Here is a 21,082-nt window from a genome sequence, read left to right as displayed (position 1 = left end):
CAATGTGGCGCTGACCTTCGAGGGCGACCGCGCCTACGTCGCGCTGGACCGGCCCGGCAAGCACAACGGCCTGACCGTCGACATGCTGCGCGAGCTCGCGCGTGTGGCGCGAATCATCGCGGGCCGCAACGATATTCGCGCCGTCATCCTGTCCGGCAACGGCCCCAGCTTCTCCAGCGGCCTCGATATCGCCAAGGCGATGGGCGATCCGCTGACCGTCGTGCGCAATTTCCTCCCGGTCCCGTGGCGGGGAACCAACGCCTTCCAGGAGGCCTGCTGGGCGTGGCGGCGGCTGCCGCAGCCGGTGATCGCGGTCGTGCACGGGCACTGCTACGGCGGCGCGCTGCAGCTCGCCCTGGCCGCCGACTTCCGTTTCGCCACACCCGATTCCGACTTTTCGGTCATGGAGGCCAAGCACGGCCTCGTCCCGGACATGACCGGCGCGGCGACCCTGTCGCGGCTGATCGGAATGGACAAGGCGCTGCTGCTGGCCATGACCGCCGATCCGGTGGACGCCGGGTATGCCGAGCGGATCGGCCTGGTGACCGAGGTGAGCGCGGATCCGCGCGCGGCGGCGGAACAATTGGCGGCCCGCATATCGGCCCGCTCGCCACACGCCGTCGCGGGCGTCAAGCGATTGTTCGACCGCAGCTGGAACGCGGGGCCGTGGCGCACCTTCGGTATCGAGCGGGCGACCCAGTTGCCGTTGATACTTCGCCAGGCACTCGCGCGCCGATAATCCCGGTTTCCCACGGCTCACGACACGAAAAGCTGTGTAATACCCCGAAACCAGCGGCGATAAACCCGCCGCGCGCGCATCCGCTGTTAGCATTTGGGCACTTTGCCAGCCAGTCGATGATCGTGTGTGGCCGCACAAGCTCGATCGGTGTTGGGCCCCACCCGTCTCGACCAGACGCAGGAGGGCCCGCCGACCTTGTCCAGAGTCGCATCGTTCCTGTTGCCCGCGATCGCGGGCGCCTCGGCGTTGTTGCTGGCCGTGACCGGGCCCGCCGCAGCGAATCCCAATGCCATCAATCCGATTCCGGTATTGAACGGAACCACCGGCCTGCCGCATCTGGTCGGCCGCTCACGCGCGATCTTCCAGGTCACCGGCATGGCCAGCCCGAACAACACGCAGAACTACGGCATGCTCGGCACCGACCTGGGCATCATGTGGGACAACGGCCACGGGCAGATGCTCACCGCATTCGGCGACACCGCCGGTTTCGGCTTGCCGAATCTGCTGGCGGGCAGCATCTGGGCCTGGCGCAGCAACGTCCTGTTGCGCAGTCACACCCACGACCCGGTCAGCGGCATCTATTTCGACAGCGTGGTGCGCGATTTCTTCGGCCAGGCCCGGGATCTGATTCCCAGCCCCAAGATTCCGTTCCTCGAGATCAGCCGAATTCCGACCGCGGGTATCGAGGCCGACGGCGTGCAGTACATGAGCCTGATGTCGGTGCGCAGCTGGGACGACGTCGGCAAGTGGACAACCAATTACTCGGGCCTGGCCGCCTCGGCCGACAACGGTGAAACGTGGGCCGATCTCGGCTTCACCCGCCGCCCGAATTCGGGCGCGAACGCGAAATTCCAAATGAATGCGTTCCTGAAGTCCGGCGGCTGGGTGTACGAATACGGCACGCCGTCCGGGCGCAACAATGCGGCCTATGTGGCGCGGGTGCACGAGCGCGATATGCAGGATCTCGGCGCCTACGAATACTGGGACGGCGGACGCTGGCGGCGGGGCGATGTGGGCGCGGCCGCCCCCATCGCAGGCGGCGTCGGCGAGCTGTCGGTGATGTGGAATCAGTACCTCGGGCAGTACGTGATGCTGACGACGGACCCGTTCAATTCGGTGGTGATGCGCCGTGCCTCCGCCCCTGAGGGACCGTGGAGCCCGCCCGAGGTCCTGATCGACACCCGGGAGCTGCCCACCGCCTACGCCCCGTCGATCTTCCCGTACCAGACCGGCCGCGACCTGTACTACCTCACGACCGTGCACAGCCAGTACAACGTGGTCCTGATGCGCACGACACTATAGCCGGGTCCCTCCGGCAGGGCACACCTAGACTCGGCGTCATGGATGCGGCCGAGTGGGATGCGCGCTACGCGAAGAGCGAGTTGGTGTGGGGCGCACCGCCGAATGCCACCGTGGTCGAGCACGTGTACGGGCTGGAGCGCCGGATCGTGCTGCGGCCCGACGCGCCGGGACAGGAGCCGCCGCCGCTGCCGCGGGCCCTGGATCTCGCCTGCGGGGAGGGCCGCAACGCACTGTGGCTGGCCACCCACGGCTGGCAGGTGCACGCGATGGATTTCTCCCAGGTCGGGATCGATAAGGCGCGCACGGTGGCCGCGCGGCTGTCCCGGACGGTGCGCGGCCGTCTCACGTGGCAGTGCGCGGATGCGACCGACCTCACCGCGGCGGGCGTCACGGGCCCGTTCGAGCTGGTGCTGATCGTCTTTCTGCATCTGCCCGCGCCCCAGCGCCGCGAGCTGGTCACGCGGGCGGCGCAGATGCTCACCCCCGGTGGCAGCCTGCTGGTGCTCGGGCACGACACCATCAACCTCACCGAGGGCTTCGGCGGGCCGCAGGATCCGGAGATCCTGTTCACTCCGCAGGATGTCGTCGAGGACCTGTCCGCGGCCCCCGATATGCACATCCGGGTCGCCGATCGGGTGCTACGGCAGACCGAGGGGCGCGAGGCGATCGATGCGCTCGTCGTCGCGACGCGTGCCGGCGGGCCCGAAGGAGACAGCGGAGCGTAACGAGGATCAGCGCGCCCCGGTCCATCGACGAAGCCATACCGCAGCGGTCTCGCCGATGACATCGAATCCCGTGCGGAACGAATGCGGCTGCCCCGGAATGATTTTCACCTCCGCCGCGTCGGCGGCATCGGGTATCCCGAAGGGATCGCGCTCGCCGTTGATCACCACCACGTCGACCGCCTGAGAGGCCGCCAGCAGCTCCTCGCGCCGGGTCTTCTCCGGCTTGCCCGGCGGATGCAGCGGAAAGGACAGGGCCAGCACGCCTTTCGCCTCGACGACGGTGGCGGTGCGGCACACCACCCGCGCCCCGTTGCTGCGCCCGCCCTGGATCAGCGGTACCCCGCGCACCTTCTTGCGCAGCGCCGCAACGATTTCCAGCCAGGCGGCGTCCTGTTTGATCGCCGACCCCGGCGCGCGCCTCCCGGCCACCCGATAGGGCTGCACGACCCGCGCCACGGCCCCACCGAGTTCGAGCGCGCGCTCACGCACCTCCAGCAGATCCCTCGCCTCGACGCCGCCGCCGGACCCGTGCGTCAGCAGCAGCAGGAAGCTCGCCCCCCTGGGCTTGTCGAGCTCGATCTCCGCAGGTCCCGCACTAGTTTCCAGGCGCACGCCACAACGGTAGCCCCCACCCCGGCCCAGCACTGCCGGCATCCATCGCAAGTCTCCCGACGCCAGGGCCAGCGCAACAACCGATGGCGGAACAGCCACTGTTCATCGCGTCACATCGGCCGTTCAGCTCTTTGACGACAGATTTACTCACCGGTAATATACAGTGTAAGTTACCCGCGAGTAGTGGACGGCGATCCGCCCGCTACCCGATGGAGACCGCGGGCGGGAACGGCAACCCACCGACCCGCACCCAACTCGATGGAGAGTGAGAAGACCGATGGGTCACTACAAGAGCAACGTCCGCGACCTGGAGTTCAACCTCTTCGAGGTGCTCGGCCTCGGTTCGATCCTCGACGGGGGCGCCTACGGCGACCTGGACTCCGACACCGTCAAGGAGATGCTGCGCGAGGTACGGCGGCTGGCCGAGGGCCCGCTGGCCGAATCCTTCGCCGACGCCGACCGCAACCCGCCGGTCTTCAACCCCGAGACCCACACCGTGGCGATCCCGGAGTCGTTCAAGAAGTCCTTCCGCGCGATGCAGGAGGGCGGCTGGGAGAAGCTGGGCCTGCCCGAGGAGCTCGGCGGCCTCGGCGTTCCCCGCGCCGTGCACTGGGCCATCAGCGAGCTGATCCTGGGCGCGCAGCCCGCCGCGTACATGTACGCCGCCGGTCCCGGCTTCAACGCCATCTTCCACAACAACGGCACCGAAGAGCAGAAGAAGTGGGCCAAGATCGCGGTCGACCGCGACTGGGGCGCCACCATGGTGCTCACCGAGCCCGACGCCGGTTCCGACGTGGGCGCGGGCCGCACCAAGGCCGTCAAGCAGGACGACGGCACCTGGCACATCGAGGGCGTCAAGCGCTTCATCACCTCCGGTGACTCCGACGACCTGTTCGAGAACATCGTCCACCTGGTCCTGGCCCGCCCCGAGGGCGCCGGCGCCGGCACCAAGGGCCTGTCGCTGTTCTTCGTGCCCAAGTTCCACTTCGATCACGAGACCGGTGAGCTCGGCGAGCGCAACGGCGTCTTCGTCACCAATGTCGAGCACAAGATGGGCCTGAAGGTCTCGGCCACCTGTGAGGTCACCTTCGGCGGCCACGGCGTCCCGGCCCAGGGCTGGCTCGTCGGCGAGGTACACAACGGCATCGCGCAGATGTTCGACGTCATCGAGAACGCGCGAATGATGGTGGGCACCAAGGCCATCGCGACGCTGTCGACCGGCTACCTGAACGCGCTGGAGTACGCCAAGACCCGCGTGCAGGGTGCGGACCTGACCAAGATGACCGACAAGGCCGCCCCCCGCGTCACCATCACCCACCACCCGGACGTGCGCCGCAGCCTGATGATGCAGAAGGCGTACGCCGAGGGCATGCGGGCGATCTACCTGTACACCGCCGCGCACCAGAACGCCGATATCGCCGAGCTGGTCTCGGGCGCCGACGCCGACCTCGCGGCGCGGGTCAACGACCTGCTCCTGCCGATCGTCAAGGGCGTGGGTTCGGAGCGGGCGTACCAGTACCTGACCGATTCGCTGCAGACCTTCGGCGGCTCGGGCTTCCTGCAGGACTACCCAATCGAGCAGTACATCCGCGACGCGAAGATCGACTCGCTGTACGAGGGCACCACCGCGATCCAGGCGCAGGACTTCTTCTTCCGCAAGATCGCCCGTGACCGCGGCGTGGCACTGGGCCACGTGGCCGGCCAGGTCGGCAAGTTCATCGAGCGCGAGGGCGGCAACGGCCGCCTGAAGGCCGAGCGCACATTGCTGGCGACCGCCCTCGAGGACGTGCAGGCCATGGCCGCATCCCTGACGGGGCACCTGATGGGTGCCCAGCAGGACGCGAGCGAGCTGTACAAGGTCGGCCTGGGCTCGGTGCGGTTCCTGATGGCCGTGGGCGACCTGCTCATCGGCTGGCAGCTGCTCGCGCAGGCCGAGGTCGCGATCAAGGCGCTGGACGGTGTTGTTTCGAGCGACCTGCAAGCAGTCGCAAGCGGCGGCTCGACCGAGTCGTTCTACCAGGGCAAGATCGCCACCGCGCAGTTCTTCGCCCGCAACGTGCTGCCCGAGCTGACCGCGACACGCGCGGTCCTGTCCAACCTCGATAACGACATCATGGAGCTGGACGAGGCGGCGTTCTAACCCCTGCGCTCCACGACAAAGCCCCGCGCCCCGGACACAAACCCCAGGTCGCGGGGCTTTATTGTGCGGGCCGAGCCGCGCGGCCGACCGATCGATGTGATCGATATGGCGTGGCGCATATCTCACATCGATGCTGTAAAGCGGGCACAATACCCTCGGCGTCACTCGTGGGAAGGGATTCAGACTATGAAACGACTGTCCGCATTTGCCGGAGTGTGCGCGGCGGTCGCGGTGTTAGCGGTCGGGGCCTCCACCCCGGCCGGAGCGGACCCCAACAACATCAATCCCTTCCCCGGCCTGAACGGCGGCAACACCCTACCCCACCTGCCCGGGTCGACGCAGGCGATCTTTCAGCTAACCGGCATGGCCAGCCCGAACCGCACCGATGCCCAGAACGTGCTCGGCACCGATCTGGGCATCATGTGGGACGACGGGCGCGGCCAGATGATCACCGCCTACGGCGACACCGCCGGACTCGGCCTGCCGAACCTGTTGGCCGGGAGTGTCTGGGCGTGGCGGTCCAATGTGCTGTACCGCAGCCCCGCCAATGCGGATCCGGCCCACGGCATCCACTACACGAGCTTCGTCGACAACCCGCTGCCCAGCCCGAAGATCCCCGGCATCGAGATCAGCTTCATCCCGACCGCGGGCATCTCGGTCAACGGCGTGCAGTTCATGCGGATGATGTCCGTGCACGACTGGGGGCCGGACGGGCGCTGGAACACCAACTTCTCCACGCTGGCCGCGTCGGGTGACGGCGGGCAGACCTGGGCGCAGCTGCCCACCACTCGCCGCGCGTCGGACCTGCCCGGCTGGGGCAACTTTCAGCAGGACGCGTTCCTGAAGTCCGGCGGCTACGTGTACGAGTACGGCACGCCGGGCGGCCGCCACAATCCGGGATTCATCTCGCGGGTCAAGGAAGGCGATATCGCCAACAACGACGCCTACGAGTTCTTCGACGGCAAGAACTGGAAGCCGAAGGATCCCACCCAGGCCCAGCCGATCGTCGGCGGCGTCGGCGAGCTGTCGGTGATGTGGAACGACTATCTGCACCAGTACGTCATGCTGACCACCGACCCGTTCGACTCGGTGGTGATGCGGACCGCGCCGCATCCGGAGGGGCCGTGGGGTCCGGAGCGCGTGCTGGTCGACGTGCGCAACCTGCAGACCGCCTACGCGCCGATGCTCTTCCCCTATCAGACCGGCAAGGCCCTGTACTTCGCGCTGGGCATCCACAGCCAGTACAACGTCGTGTTGATGCGCGCGCAGCTGTGAGAGGAACAAAAGGCTCCGTGCGGTTGCCGGGTCGGGGGTCTGGCAACTGCACGGAGCCGATCTGTATATCGGCGCCTCCGCTGCCGTGTTACATCACTTTCGGGCGGACCGGAGAGATGCGTGACAAGGCGGAAGAGGACAATCGAGAAAAGTTGCGGCGGGACTGGTTCACTGAGTTCGGCCGCCAGGTGAGCGAGCTCGGCCCCGCCGGCGCTCGGAGACGACTCGAGGAGAAGGTATGCAGCTGGGAATGATCGGCCTCGGCCGGATGGGCGCCAACATCGTGCGCCGCATCGTCAAGGACGGGCATACCGCGGTCGGCTACGCCCGCCGCGAGGAGCAGATCAAGGAGTTCACCGACGAGCTGGGCGACAAGTTCACCGGCGCCACCGACTACAAGTCGTTCGTGGCGCTGCTGGAGGCGCCGCGCGTCGTCTGGGTGATGATCCCCGCCGGTGCGACCGGTGCGGTCATCGACGAGATCGCCGAACTGCTGGACCCGGGCGACATCATCATCGACGGCGGGAACAGCCGCTACCACGAGGACATCGCGCGCGCGAAGGAGCTCGCGCCCAAGAACATTCACTACCTGGACATCGGCACCTCGGGCGGCGTGTGGGGCCTCGAGCGCGGCTACTGCCTGATGGTCGGCGGCGAGGCCGAGACCGTGGCGCACATCGAGCCCCTGCTGAAGTCGATCGCACCCGGTATGGAGGCGGCGGAGCGCACGCCCGGCCGCACCGGCGAGCCGTCCCGCGCCGAGCAGGGCTACCTGCACTGCGGCCCGGCCGGCGCCGGCCACTTCGTGAAGATGGTGCACAACGGCATCGAGTACGGCGCGATGGCCGCCTACGCCGAGGGCCTGAACATCCTGCACAAGGCCAATATCGGCGCGCAGGCCAGCGATTCGCACTCCGCCGAGGAAACCCCGCTGGACAACCCCGAGTACTACCAGTACGACATCGACGTCCCCGAGGTCACCGAGCTGTGGCGGCGCGGTTCGGTGGTCGCGTCTTGGCTGCTCGACCTGACCGCGCAGCAGCTGCACATGGATCCCTCGCTGTCCTCGTTCGGCGGCCGGGTCTCCGATTCCGGTGAGGGCCGCTGGACGGTCAGCGCCGCGATCGACGAGGGCGTCCCGGCCCCGGTCCTGTCGGCCGCGCTGTTCGCCCGCTTCTCCTCGCGCGGTGAATCGCTGTACGCGGACAAGGTGCTCTCGGCGATGCGCAAGGGCTTCGGCGGGCACAACGAGCTGCCTGCGAAATAGATCTCGCACATACTGCCCCGCACCGAAACTCGGTGCGGGGCAGTCTCGTTCTGGGCTTGCCGGATCCCCCGGGCCTTCGGCCCACCGCCGGAGGGGCTCGGGCAGAACGGGCGGTGGCCGGGAATGCGCGCGCATCGCACTGGCGCCGGGACCGTCGCTCACAGCCTGACACACGTGCTCCCAACTACCAGGGGTTAGGCAACCCGCGCCGCGGCGGCTACGGTCGGAAGTCATGCGCAACCTTCCCGGGATCGTGCTCGCGGTGGTGGCGGTCGGGCTGACCGCCTGTTCCAGCGGCCCCACCTCCTCGGCGCCGTCGAGCACCACCGGCGCGGCCCGCACGAGCAGCCCGACCACCACCAAGTCCCAGCTCGACTGCGATGCGGGCTATCTCGCGCAGTTCAGCACCCGCCAGAAGCTGGCGCAGCTGCTGACCGTCGGCGTCAAGGACACCGCGGACGCGGACAACGTGGTGCGCACCGAGCAGGTCGGCGGCATCTTCGTCGGCAGCTGGACCGCCCCGGCCCTGCTCGCGAACAAGCAGATCGACCAGGTCAAGGCGGCCGCGCGGGTGCCACTGATGGTGACCATCGACGAGGAGGGCGGCCGGGTCTCGCGGCTGAAGGACCTGATCGGGGCCGCGCCCTCGGCCCGGGTCGCCGCGAAGACGGTCTCGGCCGACGAGTTCTACCAGCAGAGCCTCGCGCGCGGGCAGGCGATGAAGAACCTGGGCATCACGGTCGACTTCGCGCCCGATACCGACGTCAGCGACGAACCGGCGGACGCCGTCATCGGCGATCGCTCGTTCTCCAACGATCCGAACGTGGTGACGCAGTACGCCGGCGCCTTCATCCGGGCCATGCACGATGCCGGGGTCGGCACGGTCATGAAGCATTTCCCCGGCCACGGCCACGGTTCGGGCGATTCCCACACCGGCGCGGTGCGCACCCCGCCGCTGGCCCAGCTGCAGAACGACGATCTGGTGCCGTTCCGCAACCTGATCGGTTCGGGTGCGGCGGTCATGGTCGGGCATCTCGACGTGCCGGGGCTGACCGCTCCGAACGTCCCGGCCAGCATCAGCCCGCAGGCGATGGCGCTGTTGCGTCAGGGCACCGGTTACAACGCCGCACCCTACAACGGCCCCATCTTCACCGACGACCTCAGCGGAATGGCCGCGATCACCAGCCGGATGAACATCGAGGACGCGGTCGCCGCGGCGCTGGAGGCCGGGGCCGACAGCGCGCTGTGGATCAGCACGAATGCGGTGACCCAGGTGCTGAACCGGCTCGAGCAGGAGGTGAGCTCCGGTCGGCTGCCGCTCGCGCGGGTGAACGAGTCGGTGCTACGGATTGCCCGGTACAAGGGCATCCCGCTGACCTGCTGACCGGAATGCGGGCTTCCCGGCACACCGCCGGGTGCCGTACGCTGCCCCCTTCGGCCCCCACCGGGCAGCAACTATGCAGCAAAGCTCAGGTCGAGGGAACTTACCTTGGAGTAAGATGTAAGTTTCACGATGGCCTAGGAGTGTGCATGGCAGGCGGTACGAAACGGCTCCCCCGAGCGGTTCGTGAACAGCAAATGCTGGACGCCGCCGTCGAGGTCTTCTCCCGCAAGGGATACCACGACACGTCGATGGATGCCATCGCCGCCGAGGCCAGTATCTCCAAACCGATGCTCTACCTGTACTACGGCTCCAAGGACGAGTTGTTCCGGGCCTGCATCGCGCGCGAGAGCCTGCGCTTCATCGAGGCCGTCGCGGTAGCCGGCAATCCGCAGCTGACCCCGCACGAGCAACTGCGCGCGGGGCTCGAGGCGTTCCTGTCCTACGTCGACAACAACCGGCTGTCCTGGCAGGTGCTGTACCGGCAGGCATTGGGCCAGCAACCGTTCGCCTCCGAGATCGCCAACAGCCGCGAACGCATCATCGAGCTGACCGCGAAACTGCTCGAGTCCAGTGCCAAGTACGCCGAGCCCGGCACCAATTTCGACATCGTCTCGGTAGCGGTGATCGGCGCGGGCGAGGCCATCGCGGACCGAATCGCCAGCGGGGAAGTGGAAGTCGCCGAGGCCGTCAATCTCCTCGACGATCTGGCCTGGCGCGGTCTGGCGGGTAAGAAGAAGGCCGAATAGGGCGCGTCGCGGCAGCATGAGGTGGTCGGGGCGGTCGGCGTGTCCGGACACCGAATCGCTTGCGAGATATCACGGTTCAGTGGTTGCGCGCTTCCTGTGGCGTCAATCCGAACTGTGCCTTGAAAGCCGCGCCGAAGGCACTGAGCGAGCGGAAACCGCTGGCGTAGGCGATCTGCGCGACGGTGCGGTCGGGTGAGCTCTCCCGAAGCAGGCGACGTGCGTGGCCCAACCGCTCGGCGCGGATCAATCGGCTCGGTGTCGTACCGGTGTGCTGCAGCGCCAGCTGGACCTGTCGCATGGACCAACCGAGGTGGTGCGCGATCGCTGCCAGGGTGAGTTCGGGGTCCGTGGCGCGTCGGCGGACGTAGTCACGGACCGCAGCGTCGACCGCCCCCAGCGTGGTGGGCAGCTCTCTACCGGATCGCAGGCACAGTTTGAGCAGTTCGATCGCCATATCGGACGTCGTGGCGAAGCCGAGTCCGTCGACAGCCGCGCGCTGCCTGCTGAGCTCGCTGATCATGCCGAAGGCGACCGATCCCACCCCCTGTCGCAAATCGATCACCGCAGGTCCGGCGCCGACCTCGAGCGGAAGCGAACCGGCGGGGATGTTCATCACCCACCCCTGTGCGCTGTGGGCCTGCGCGAAGTCGAACGGGCGTGCCTTCGTGACCACCGCACCCTGGCCGGGCGAGACCTGAACGGTGGTGTCGTCCTGCCGGAACTTCATCGCGCCGCCGGTCGGAACGACGACCCGCAGGCTCTCGTCGTCATCCCGGCGAACATCAGTGCGCGTTCGTGCGTAGGTGATGCCGTCGGACCGGAAGCCGATCAGCTGATAGCCCGCGTAGTGCTGGGCCGCGGTGACGCCGTGGAATGTCGAGGCATCGGCGAAACGGAACTGCAGGGTCCCCTGGTTTCGGCAGATGTGCTCGGCCCAGAAATCGGCGGACTCGCGGACCGAGACCGCGGAGGTGTCGACCTCCTGCACGAGATACGGCTCGGAATCTCTCATGGGGCAACTCTCCAGCGGCTTGCGCGTGTGCGTGCATTCCATGCGCGCACACGGTCGAACGGGCACAGGCGCACTCATAACCTGGAGTCGAATTATGGCCGATCACACCGAGGAAAGACATCATGTCCTGCCGCAACCCTGACGATCAGGCCGATGAGAGTGCCGGCTGCGGGTCCTGCGATGCACAAGGGTGTCCGTTGTGCAACGGCGCTCGGTCGTGCCGCACGCACACCGACCGGACAGCCCGCCTGTTGTACACCTCGCGTCGAGCTCACATCCAAAAGTTCTCGCCGTAGCCGGTCACACATTTCCAGGAGATATCGACGATGACGAATGTCCAGACCGTGCGTGGTCCGGTGCCGGCCGAGCAGCTCGGCAACACGCTCATGCACGAGCACGTGTTCGTGCTGGGTGAGGAAATGCGGCAGAACTTCCCGGACTTTCGCGACCGCTGGGACGAGGACGTGCGGGTCGCAGACGCGGTGGACAAGTTGCGCCGGTGCGCGTCGCGGGGCATCGCCACGATCGTCGACCCGACCGTGATCGGCCTGGGCCGATACATCCCGCGCATCCAGCGGATCAATGAGCAGGTCGACATCAACATCATCGTCGCGACCGGCATATACACCTACAACGACGTTCCGTTCCAGTTCCACTACACCGGCCCGGGGCTGTTGTTCGACACCCCTGAGCCCATGGTCGAGCTGTTCGTCCAGGACATCCGCGAGGGGATTGCCGACACCGGGGTCAAGGCGGCGTTCCTCAAGTGCGCGATCGAGGAACCGGGCCTGACCCCGGGGGTGGAACGCGTGCTGCGCGCCGTCGGGCAGGCCCAGGTCGAGACCGGTGCGCCGATCACCGTGCACACCAACCCGCATACCCGGTCCGGGCTCGTCGCGCAGCAGGTCCTCGCCGAAGAGGGGGCGGACCTCACCAAGGTCGTCATCGGCCACTCCGGGGACAGCACCGACCTGGACTACCTGTGCGAGATCGCCGATGCCGGTTCGTATCTCGGCATGGACCGGTTCGGCCTCGACGTGTTGCTGCCGTTCGAGCACCGGGTCGACACGGTGGTCGAACTCGTCCGCCGCGGCTACGCGGACCGGATGGTCCTGGCGCACGATGCGGCCTGCTTCATCGACTGGCTCCCCGCGGAGGGCAAGGCCGCGGCGCTCCCGAACTGGACCTATACCCACATCAGCGACGACGTGCTGCCGGCCCTGCGCGAGCGCGGAGTCACCGACGAGCAGATCACCACGATGCTTGCAGACAACCCGCGCCGCTACTTCTCGGCGTGATGCGACGGGGCTCCCGGGGCACGGCAAGACCGAGGTCGAGATGAGGACCGAATGATCCATCCGCCCACCTACGCCCACAGTGATCGAATTGCCCTGTACGGCCCGGAATTCGCCGCTCTGCCCCACGAGTGTTACCGGGACATGCGCGAGCGCTACGGATCGCTGGTGCCGGTCGAATTATCGCCCGGAGTCCCCGCCACTCTGGTGATCGACTACCGCACGGCCGTGCAGGTTCTGCACGATCCCGCGCATTTTCCGGTCGATCCGCGGGTGTGGGAGAAGGATGTTCCGGGCGAGTGCCCGGTGAAGCCGATGCTGGCCTGGCGGCCGAACGCGATACGCAGTTCCGGGCAGGAACACTGGCGCTATCGGGAGGCCAATGTCGCGGCGCTCTCGGCGGTCGATCTGCACGGTCTGCACGCGGTGGTGGAGCGGATCGCGGTACCGCTGATCGGACAGTTCTGCGAGACCGGCTCGGCCGATCGGCAGCCTGTCCACCCGTGACGCGCTGGACGAGGTGTTGTTCCTGGACCCGCCGATCGCGAATTTCTGTATGACCTATCCGCGCCAGCCGGTGCTGCTCGACGAGGTGTGGCTGCCCGCCCACCAGCCGGTGATCATCAGCATCGCGGCGTGCAACAACGACCCGGCCATCAGCGGCGGCGACCACACCGGCAACCGATCGCACCTGGCCTGGGGCGCCGGACCGCACGCCTGCCCCGCACGCCGATCCGGCTACCTGATCGCCCAGGATGGCGTGGACCGGCTGGGACACAGCAGTGTGCTGACCGATGCGGTGGACCTTCTCGGCCGCAGACATATCTTGTTCGGCAGCAATACGTTGTCGTGGTGGGGAATCCAAATCCCGGACGATACGATCCTCTACAACCTGGAGGCCGTCACGCCGGAATCGGATTGGCACTCCGAGGAATTGCTCGAATTGTTCCGCCGTTATCACGTGTGGGACTACAACCGGCACAACGGCCGGCCCTGACACAGGATATCGATGTCCTCTTCATCGGCACGTACAGCGCCAAGCGCGCCGCACCGATCGAGCAGCTCCAGCGGGCCGGCTACAACGCACAACTCCGTGAGGGCGTCTGGGGCGCACAGCGAGACGACCTGTATGCACGGGCGAAAATAGTCCTGAACCTGCACGGCCCCACGATCTTCGAAGTCGTCCGTATTCGTCGAATACGACCGGATCGCCGAAACCTGCATCCGCTACCTTTCCGACCACCGAGCGCGTGCGGCCAGAATCACCGCGGGTCGCGAAATCATGCGCAAACGATCGGCCAGGAAATACATCGGCGCCGCGCTGGCGGAACCCGCATTCTCCGGCTGAAAAAACAAGGGTCCCCGTGAGGATGTCGAGCGTTTCAGCCACGCCGGGATTTTCGTCTGTTCCGCAGACCCACATCATCCGTCCGGTTACTTCGCTGGGTAGACGATGCCGCGGCAGGCTGCACCTGGCCCTGAAATCAGAAGAACCGCACAGCCTTTCCGGGTTCGGACTATCGAATCCCCCATGCGATCCGATAGCCGCCCCGGAAAGGCGTGCGGCCCTATCTATCAGCCGGCTGAGGCGAACTCAGCGTAGCGTCGCGGTCAGATACGGGTAGCCCTTCTTCGGATGTTTCAGGGACAGGTCCCAGCCGCCCTCGGCCTGATCGGCGTACGCGTTGATCGTCGAGGGCAGCAGGATCGGCTTGCCGAATTTCACCGAGTAGGTGGTGGCGGCGGGGATGCGGCCCTCGATCGTGCCGAGGATGGCCGCGGCCGACCACATCCCGTGCGCGATCGCCCGCGGGAAGCCGAATGCCTTGGCGCTCAACGAGGACATGTGGATCAGGTTGCGATCGCCCGAGGCCGCGGCGTAGCGGTGGATCCGTGCCTGATCGACCCGCAGCGCGCGCAGCGGCGGCGGGGGCACCTCCTCCGGCTTGGGTTCGGGCTTGGGCCCGCCCGACAGCGAGGTGCGCTGCTGGTGCATGAACGAGGAGGTCTGCCGCCACACCAGTTCGCGCCCGACGCTGATCTCGGTGACGGCGTCGACCACCAGGCCCTTGGGATGCTCGCGCAGATTCTCCATGTGCGTCCGGATATCCAGCGGCTCGCTCACCGAGATCTCGCGCGTGCGCTCGATCACGTTCTCCATGTGCACCGAACCGACCGCCGCGAACGGGAAATCCCGTGCGGTAAGCAGCTGCATCACGGTGGGGAAGGCCAGCACGAACGGATAGGTCACCGGCAGTGAGTCGCCGAACCGCTGGCCGGTCGCGTGGCTGTACGCGGCCAGATTGTCGGCGTCGATGGTCTGGCCGGTCAATTCCACCGCGCGGTCCGGGATCCGCGAGCTCCGCGCCGAAAGCATCGGCAGCGGAACGGCTCCCAGCGCGGCCTTCAGGTAGAGGCTGCCGGTGCCGGGGGTCTGGCTCAGCTTGATGGTCTCGGTCATGGTGTCCCGCTCAGGCGCCGATGAGGCTCTGGCCGCAGACGCGGACGACGTTGCCGCTCACCGCGTTCGAGGCCGGGCTGGCGAAGTACGCGATGGTCTCCGCGACGTCGACGGTCTGCCCGCCCTGCGACAGCGAGCTCATCAGACGGCCGGCCTCGCGGGTCGCGAGCGGGATGGCCGCGGTCATCGCGGTCTCGATGAAGCCGGGCGCGACGGCATTGATGGTGACGCCCTTCTCGGCCAGCTTCGGCGCCTCGGCGTTGACCATGCCGATGACGCCCGCCTTGGAGGCGCCGTAGTTGGTCTGGCCGCGGTTGCCCGCGATGCCTGCGATGGAGGACACGTCGATCACGCGCCCACCCTCGCGCAGCGCGCCCTTGGCGACGAGCGCCTCGGTAATGCGGTGCGGCGCCGCGAGATTCACGCCGATGACGGCGTTCCAGCGGGCGTCGTCCATATTGGCCAGCAGCTTGTCGCGGGTGATGCCGGCGTTGTGCACGATGATGTCGATGCCGCCGAAGCGCTCGGTGGCGAATTCGGCGATCTTGTCCGCGGCGTCGGCCGCGGTGACGTCGACCGCGAGGGCGGTGCCGCCGACCCTGTTGGCGGTCTGCGACAGGGCCTCACCGGCGGCGGGGATGTCGGCGACGATGACCTTCGCGCCGTCGCGGGCAAACACCTCGGCGATGGTGGCCCCGATGCCGCGCGCGGCGCCGGTGACCACGGCGACCTTGCCCTCGAGCGGCTTGTCCCAGCTGGCGGGCGCGGTGGAATCGGCCTTGCCGACCCGGAAGACCTGACCGTCGACGAAGGCCGACTTGCCCGACAGGATGAACCGCAGGGTGGACTCGAGGCCCGTCGCCGCGGCGGCGGCCTCGGGGTGCAGGTAGACCAGGTTCGCGGTGGCGCCGCGCAGCAGCTCCTTGCCGACGCTGCGGGTGAAGCCCTCGAGCGCGCGCTGGGCGATCTGCTCCTCGACGCCCGCGGTCAGCTCCGGGGTGGTGCCGACGACCAGGATGCGGCCGCTGCCCGCGATCGAGCGCATGGCGGGCTGGAAGAACGCGAACAGCTGCGACAGCTCCTCGATGGAGGTCACGCCGGTGGCGTCGAACACCAGCGCGCCGAATTTCACGCCGGCGGCCGGGGCATCCACGAAGGTGTAGTCCGACAACAGGTTTCGCGCCGCATCGGCGACCCGGCCCTTGCCGCCGAGCAGCACCGGCCCGGGCAGCGGCGGCTCACCGGCACGGTAGCGGCGCAGGTTCTCCGGCTTGGGCAGGCCCAGCTTGCTCGCCAGGAATGCGCCGGGAGCCGAGTGAACAAACGATCCGTAGAGGTTGGGAGCGCCCTTGCTTTTGCTGGCTGCCACTGTTCCTACCTTTTCCTTTGCTCGTAGGTGACCCGTCGTCGTGCCGGTTCCGCGCCCCGCCGTAGTTGCACAGATCTCCGGGGCACGTGTCGACAATGAACTTACTCCAGAGTAAGTTTAATGTAAACCGACACACCATGAGCATCGGACGGCGCCGAGACTTCGACACGGCCGACACGCCGGACGCACCCACCCCGACGAGACTGTGCCTACCCACCCCGCCGACTCCGTCGGCTCACCGTCCCCCAATGCCTACCCACCCCGCCGGCTCCGCCGGCTTTACCGTCCCCCGAAGGAGACTCGAGTGACAACCAAAGCCCGTTCGGCGAATGCCAGTTCGGCCAGGAGCACCAAGCAGGCGCGCCCCGTCGCCATCCTCGGCGGCAACCGGATTCCGTTCGCCCGCTCCGACGGCAAGTACGCGCACGCCTCCAATCAGGACATGTTCACCGCTGCGCTGAACGGCCTGGTCAGCCGGTTCGGGCTGCAGGGCGAGCGGCTGGGCATGGTGGTCGGCGGCGCGGTGCTCAAGCGCGTCGGCGAGCACGGTCTGATCCGCGAGAGCGTGCTGGGCAGCGAGCTCTCGCCCTACACCCCCGCGCACGATCTGCAGCTGGCCTGCGGCACCGGCCTGCAGTCGATCGTCACCGTCGGCGACGGCATCGCGCTGGGCCGCATCGAGGCGGGCGTCGGTGGCGGCACCGACACCACCTCCGACGCGCCGATCGGGGTGAGCGAGTCGATGCGCGAGTGGATGCTGGATGCCAACCGCGCCAAGAAGAATTCGGACTACGTCAAGCTCGTGGGCCGCCTGCGCCCGAGCATGGTCGGCATCGAGATCCCCCGCAACGCCGAGCCGCGCACCGGCCTGTCGATGGGCGAGCACGCCGCCATCACCGCCAAGGAGTTCGGCATCACCCGCGAGGCGCAGGACGAGCTGGCCTACCTGTCGCACCGGAACATGGCCGCCGCCTACGACCGCGGCTTCTTCGACGACCTCATCACCCCGTTCCTCGGCCTGACCCGCGACGACAACCTGCGCCCGGGCTCGACCCTGGAGAAGCTGGCCACCCTCGAGCCCGTCTTCGGCAACAAGCTGGGCGATGCCACCATGACCGCGGGCAATTCCACCCCGCTCACCGACGGCGCGTCCGCGGTGCTGCTGTCCAGCGAGGAGTGGGCCACCGAGCACAACCTGAAGCCGCTGGCCTACCTGGTCGACAGCGAGGTCGCCGCGGTCGACTACATCTGGGGTCCGGACGGGCTGCTGATGGCGCCCACCTACGCGGTGCCGCGGCTGCTCGCGCGCAACGGCCTGACCCTGCAGGACTTCGACTACTACGAGATCCACGAGGCGTTCGCCTCGGTCGTGCTGGCGACGCTGCAGGGGTGGGAGTCCGACCAGTACTGCAAGGAGCGCCTCGGCCTGGACGGCGCGCTGGGCTCGATCGATCGCGCCAAGCTCAACGTCAACGGGTCCTCGCTGGCGGCCGGTCATCCGTTCGCGGCGACCGGTGGACGCATCATCGCCCAGGCCGCGAAGCAGTTGGCGGAGAAGGGTTCCGGGCGCACGCTGATCTCGATCTGCGCCGCGGGCGGCCAGGGCGTGGTCGCGATTCTGGAGCGCTGAATTCGCTTATTCGCCAACGGCATCCGGCTCGGGATCGACCGGGCCGGATGCCGCTACCGCTGGAATTCCTGCTGCTCTCGCAGCTGTTCCTGCTGCTGCTCCCACAGCGCCTGTGCCTGCCACTGTGACTCGCCCTCGGCCTCCCACGTGATCGGCGACCCGCCCGGCCCGCAGTCCTCGGTGAAGGCCTGCGTGCTGTCGGCCGCCACCTGGTAGCCGGGCAGGGGCCACAGGATGCGCCCATTCGTGCACGCCGCGTGGAGGTATCCCGTGCCGGGTGCGTCGTCGTCGTTGACACAGGTGGTCACGACCTGCGTGCCCTGCGGTCGTGCGGAACAGTTGACCTGGCCGAACGGCCGAGCCGACGCCGAACCGGCGCCCAGCAGCAGCCCGCCGCCGACGACCGTGGTGATCGCCGCGTACGCCGCGAATGAACGGATTCTCATACTTCCCCACCTCGATTTCTCCCCAGGGATACCAGCTTCGCAGCCACTGTTCCCGGCAGTCAACAGGTTTGGCCGCCGACTTGGAAATGCCAGGACCCGCCCGCAGGACATACAGTCGCAGGATGCGAGATGTTTCCGCGGATGCGACTCTGGACACGGCCCGGCTGGCTCTGCGCCGCCCGGTCCCCGGCGATGTCGATGCGATTCTGGAGATCTACGGCGACACGCATCCCGGGGTGTTGACGGTGACCACTCGCGATGGGGCGCAACGCATCTACGACGAATGGAACGAGCACTGGGATCGGCACGGCTACGGCTACTGGGTGATTCGGCTGCGGGGCGAGAGTGCCGTGGCGGGCTTCTCCGGGGTCCGCACGATGCAGTATCCGGCGGGCACGGTCCTGAATCTGTTCTACCGCCTGGCGCCCGCGGTCCGGGGTCGCGGCCTCGCCACCGAGGCCGCGAGCGCGGTCGTCGCCTGGTCGCACGCCCACCTGCCCGAGCTCCCCGTCATCGCCCGAATCCAGCCGGATAACCACGCCTCGCCCGGCGTGGCCCTGCGCGCGGGTCTCTCCCCGGCCGAACACCTGAACACCGACAGCTGGATTCACTACTGCGATCCGGCCGACTGGGACCGGGAAGGCTGAGTTCGCCGGAATCACCTGTTGCGCAACGGTAATGGCGGCCAGGGCATCGGCGGCAGTGAAGGCCGCGGCGACCACCGCGGCCGCCCACATCGCAGCCCAGCGCCCGTTGCCGGTGTGTGAAAGCGACGCGTCGCGGGCCGCGAGTCCGGCCGCGCGCGCCGAATCGCCGGGGCACACGTAGCCGTAGATGTCCGCGCGGATCAGCCCGCCGATCCACTCGCGGTAGGGATTCCGGTAGTTCGCGGTGGTGTGTCCGTCGGACCCGGCGGGGGAGCGCAGCCACGCCGGGCCCGCATCCGGTGCGGTCAGGCCATCGATCAGGTTGCGGTATGCGACGCGCTCGGCGCTGTTGGTCTGCAGAAACGGCAGCCGCTCGAGCCATCCGTCCGCGACGTCAGCGGGGGTGAAACTCATGCCCTGGTGCTCGAGCAGGTGCAGGCCGAGCACGGTGTAATCCAGATCGTCGTCGCGCGGGCACCCGTCGACGCGGCCCCGCGTGGATTCCGGCCAGCTCGGATTCAGCTGGTAGCCCTCCGGCATCGGGCTGGGACACGGGCACGTAGTCGATCAGGGGATAGGCGTCCGTGCGTTCCAGATACGTGCGGATGTGCCGCGGGGTCCAGGTGGATCCGTTCGCCAGCGGCCGGCCCAGCGTGCACCCGACACATCGACCCAGCCAGCCGCCCAGTATGCGGTCGTAGAGATGGGTCGGCGGCGTCGGCGAGCGGAGGGGATGGTCGGTCGACGGAGCCTGCGAGGTGGGTGAATGCAGCGGGGCGCCGGCGCCGTTCTCGCGGTACTGCCAGGCGGGGTCGCGGGGTGCGGCCTCGACCCGGTCGAGCAGGCGCCAGCACGCGGCGGTGTTGAGCGTGCCGGTGCAGGTGAGATCGCGGACCTCCTCGCCGAAATCGTCGACGACATATCCGGATTCGCGGCGCTGGCGCCATTCGAAATACAGCAGCGCGCGCGGATCACCCTCGGGATGACCGAAGGAGGCCGATTCGATCGGGTCCATGGCGTTCAATGGGTGCGACACCCGAATCCGGTGGGCAGAACGACAGTGCTGCGATGCGGGCCGATATCCACGACGCTCCCCATTGGACGGTGCATTCGAGATCAGGATACCCGTCGAAGACCGCGAGGAATGTGCGCCGGGAAGATCCAGTCGAACCCAAACCTGCCGCCGCACCCGTTCTTTCGGTGAACCGCTGGCGAATCATGTCGCACCGGGCGGCTTTCTGACTACAAACCGACCGGACGCAATGCCGAATGCGGCCGTCGATATTTCCGGACCGCGCCCCGCAGTGGCCCGCCGGGTCCGGGGACATTTCCGCTGGCAAGAGGCCCTGACATCCCCGTTTCGAGGCGTGCGGACGGGTACTCTCTCCACGTAGTCAAGGCACCGGAGCCCGGGAGGTTCGTCATGCCCTGCGACCTGATGCTCATTGCGTACGACGGCTCGGAGAATGCCAAGCGGGCCGTCGAATATGCGGGGCGGTTCCTGTCCGCGCCCAGGGCGGTGGTGCTCACCGCCTGGGAGCCGATGGTCCGCCAGACCGCGCGACTGTCCGGAATGTCGGGTGTCTTGCAGCCCGAATGGGTGCCCGACGAGGAACTCGAGGACATCGCCTACGTCGACGCCAAGCACATCAATTCCGAGGGGGTGCGGCTGGCGAAGCTGGCCGGGCTCAATGCCGAACCCCGGACGGCCGAATGCACCTCGACCATCTGGAATGCCATCGTCGATGTCGCCGACGACCTGGACGTCGATATCATCGTCGCGGGCACCCGGGGCGCCACCGGCATCCGCGCGCTGCTGCACTCGAGCGTCGCCGAGGCGGTCCTCAAGCACTGCCATCGGCCGATCCTGCTGGTCCCGCCCGCCTGCAGATAGCGCGCCGCGGCCGACCCTCGCCGCGGGTGCGTCGCGGTCCGCCGCGCCCGACAACGCGCCCGGGCACGGCGACGCCACCCGGGCCGCCCATCGCCCCGGGCGCCGTCCCTGCGTGACATCACAGTGAGACGTGCATCC

At 67.9% G+C, this 21,082-nt stretch carries 18 protein-coding genes and 2 pseudogenes; 13 read left to right on the top strand and 7 right to left on the bottom strand.

Features of this window, described 5'->3' with window-relative positions; all coding sequences use genetic code 11:
- Nucleotides 1-4 precede the first annotated feature (4 nt).
- From ABH933_RS08270 to ABH933_RS08260, 3 genes are all read left to right on the top strand, one after another.
- Nucleotides 5-739 (top strand): crotonase/enoyl-CoA hydratase family protein, encoded by a 735-nt coding sequence (locus ABH933_RS08270; RefSeq protein ID WP_429419244.1) that lies wholly within the window; start codon nt 5-7, stop codon nt 737-739.
- Between the two features lie 195 nt (nt 740-934).
- The gene (locus ABH933_RS08265) at nt 935-2,041 is read left to right on the top strand and encodes a DUF4185 domain-containing protein (protein ID WP_429418846.1); all 1,107 of its coding nucleotides are present in this window, start codon (nt 935-937) and stop codon (nt 2,039-2,041) included.
- A 38-nt stretch (nt 2,042-2,079) separates the two neighbouring features.
- Nucleotides 2,080-2,766 carry a class I SAM-dependent methyltransferase gene (locus ABH933_RS08260; protein WP_429418844.1) on the top strand — a complete coding sequence of 229 codons (687 nt, stop codon included), beginning with the start codon at nt 2,080-2,082 and terminating at the stop codon, nt 2,764-2,766.
- Between the two features lie 6 nt (nt 2,767-2,772).
- Here the strand turns inward: ABH933_RS08260 and ABH933_RS08255 are convergent, their stop codons facing one another.
- Entirely contained in the window at nt 2,773-3,378 is a 606-nt protein-coding gene (locus tag ABH933_RS08255) for an alpha/beta hydrolase family protein (RefSeq protein WP_429418843.1), read from the bottom strand.
- A 277-nt stretch (nt 3,379-3,655) separates the two neighbouring features.
- On the opposite strand from ABH933_RS08255, the gene ABH933_RS08250 reads away from it, so the two are divergent.
- The 5 genes from ABH933_RS08250 to ABH933_RS08230 all read left to right on the top strand — a co-directional run bounded on the left by ABH933_RS08250 (nt 3,656) and on the right by ABH933_RS08230 (nt 10,190).
- Complete coding sequence (locus tag ABH933_RS08250) at nt 3,656-5,518, top strand: acyl-CoA dehydrogenase (RefSeq protein WP_429418841.1); 1,863 nt, start codon at nt 3,656-3,658, stop codon at nt 5,516-5,518.
- Nucleotides 5,519-5,704: 186 nt separating this feature from the next.
- The gene (locus ABH933_RS08245) at nt 5,705-6,793 is read left to right on the top strand and encodes a DUF4185 domain-containing protein (protein WP_429418839.1); all 1,089 of its coding nucleotides are present in this window, start codon (nt 5,705-5,707) and stop codon (nt 6,791-6,793) included.
- A 238-nt stretch (nt 6,794-7,031) separates the two neighbouring features.
- Nucleotides 7,032-8,060, top strand: a complete 1,029-nt coding sequence (gnd, locus tag ABH933_RS08240) for a phosphogluconate dehydrogenase (NAD(+)-dependent, decarboxylating) (protein WP_429418837.1) — start codon at nt 7,032-7,034, stop codon at nt 8,058-8,060.
- Nucleotides 8,061-8,292: 232 nt separating this feature from the next.
- On the top strand, nt 8,293-9,444 hold the full coding sequence (locus ABH933_RS08235; RefSeq protein WP_429418835.1) for a glycoside hydrolase family 3 N-terminal domain-containing protein: 1,152 nt from the start codon (nt 8,293-8,295) through the stop codon (nt 9,442-9,444).
- 146 nt (nt 9,445-9,590) lie between these two features.
- Complete coding sequence (locus ABH933_RS08230; RefSeq protein ID WP_429418833.1) at nt 9,591-10,190, top strand: TetR/AcrR family transcriptional regulator; 600 nt, start codon at nt 9,591-9,593, stop codon at nt 10,188-10,190.
- Between the two features lie 76 nt (nt 10,191-10,266).
- Here ABH933_RS08230 and ABH933_RS08225 read toward each other — a convergent pair whose 3' ends face one another.
- Nucleotides 10,267-11,202, bottom strand: a complete 936-nt coding sequence (locus ABH933_RS08225; RefSeq protein WP_429418831.1) for an AraC family transcriptional regulator — start codon at nt 11,200-11,202, stop codon at nt 10,267-10,269.
- Nucleotides 11,203-11,528: 326 nt separating this feature from the next.
- Between ABH933_RS08225 and ABH933_RS08220 the strand changes: the two genes are divergently transcribed.
- Nucleotides 11,529-12,500: a phosphotriesterase family protein gene (locus tag ABH933_RS08220; protein WP_429418829.1), complete on the top strand. Its 972-nt coding sequence runs from the start codon at nt 11,529-11,531 to the stop codon at nt 12,498-12,500.
- A gap of 51 nt (nt 12,501-12,551) precedes the next feature.
- Nucleotides 12,552-13,269: pseudogene (locus ABH933_RS08215) on the top strand (hypothetical protein); the annotation flags it as partial.
- A gap of 822 nt (nt 13,270-14,091) precedes the next feature.
- Here ABH933_RS08215 and ABH933_RS08210 read toward each other — a convergent pair.
- The gene (locus ABH933_RS08210) at nt 14,092-14,958 is read right to left on the bottom strand and encodes a MaoC family dehydratase (protein WP_429418827.1); all 867 of its coding nucleotides are present in this window, start codon (nt 14,956-14,958) and stop codon (nt 14,092-14,094) included.
- Nucleotides 14,959-14,968: 10 nt separating this feature from the next.
- Nucleotides 14,969-16,327, bottom strand: coding sequence for a 3-oxoacyl-ACP reductase (locus ABH933_RS08205; RefSeq protein WP_429418824.1), 1,359 nt, complete (start codon nt 16,325-16,327; stop codon nt 14,969-14,971).
- Nucleotides 16,328-16,631: 304 nt separating this feature from the next.
- Between ABH933_RS08205 and ABH933_RS08200 the strand changes: the two genes are divergently transcribed.
- Nucleotides 16,632-17,957, top strand: a complete 1,326-nt coding sequence (locus ABH933_RS08200) for an acetyl-CoA C-acetyltransferase (protein ID WP_429418823.1) — start codon at nt 16,632-16,634, stop codon at nt 17,955-17,957.
- A gap of 53 nt (nt 17,958-18,010) precedes the next feature.
- On the opposite strand, the gene ABH933_RS08195 is transcribed toward ABH933_RS08200, so the two are convergent.
- On the bottom strand, nt 18,011-18,403 hold the full coding sequence (locus ABH933_RS08195) for a hypothetical protein (protein WP_429418821.1): 393 nt from the start codon (nt 18,401-18,403) through the stop codon (nt 18,011-18,013).
- A gap of 122 nt (nt 18,404-18,525) precedes the next feature.
- Here ABH933_RS08195 and ABH933_RS08190 point away from each other — a divergent pair, with 122 nt between their 5' ends.
- A complete protein-coding gene (locus tag ABH933_RS08190; RefSeq protein ID WP_429418819.1) occupies nt 18,526-19,050 on the top strand; it encodes a GNAT family N-acetyltransferase in 525 nt (174 codons plus the stop codon).
- A 54-nt stretch (nt 19,051-19,104) separates the two neighbouring features.
- Here the strand turns inward: ABH933_RS08190 and ABH933_RS08185 are convergent.
- Both ABH933_RS08185 and ABH933_RS08180 read right to left on the bottom strand, forming a co-directional pair.
- Nucleotides 19,105-19,464, bottom strand: a pseudogene (locus ABH933_RS08185) (ADP-ribosylglycohydrolase family protein); the annotation flags it as partial.
- Complete coding sequence (locus ABH933_RS08180; protein ID WP_429418817.1) at nt 19,445-20,065, bottom strand: hypothetical protein; 621 nt, start codon at nt 20,063-20,065, stop codon at nt 19,445-19,447. The gene ABH933_RS08180 and the pseudogene ABH933_RS08185, both read right to left, overlap by 20 nt.
- Before the next feature lie 408 nt (nt 20,066-20,473).
- On the opposite strand from ABH933_RS08180, the gene ABH933_RS08175 reads away from it, so the two are divergent.
- Complete coding sequence (locus ABH933_RS08175) at nt 20,474-20,944, top strand: universal stress protein (protein WP_429418815.1); 471 nt, start codon at nt 20,474-20,476, stop codon at nt 20,942-20,944.
- The last annotated feature ends 138 nt before the right edge of the window (nt 20,945-21,082 follow it).

Source organism: Nocardia sp. GP40 (assembly GCF_050434125.1).
Classification (GTDB): Bacteria; Actinomycetota; Actinomycetes; order Mycobacteriales; family Mycobacteriaceae; genus Nocardia; species Nocardia albiluteola.
The sequence above is the reverse complement of the archived record's forward strand: the minus strand, read 5'-3'. Positions and strand labels throughout refer to the sequence as shown.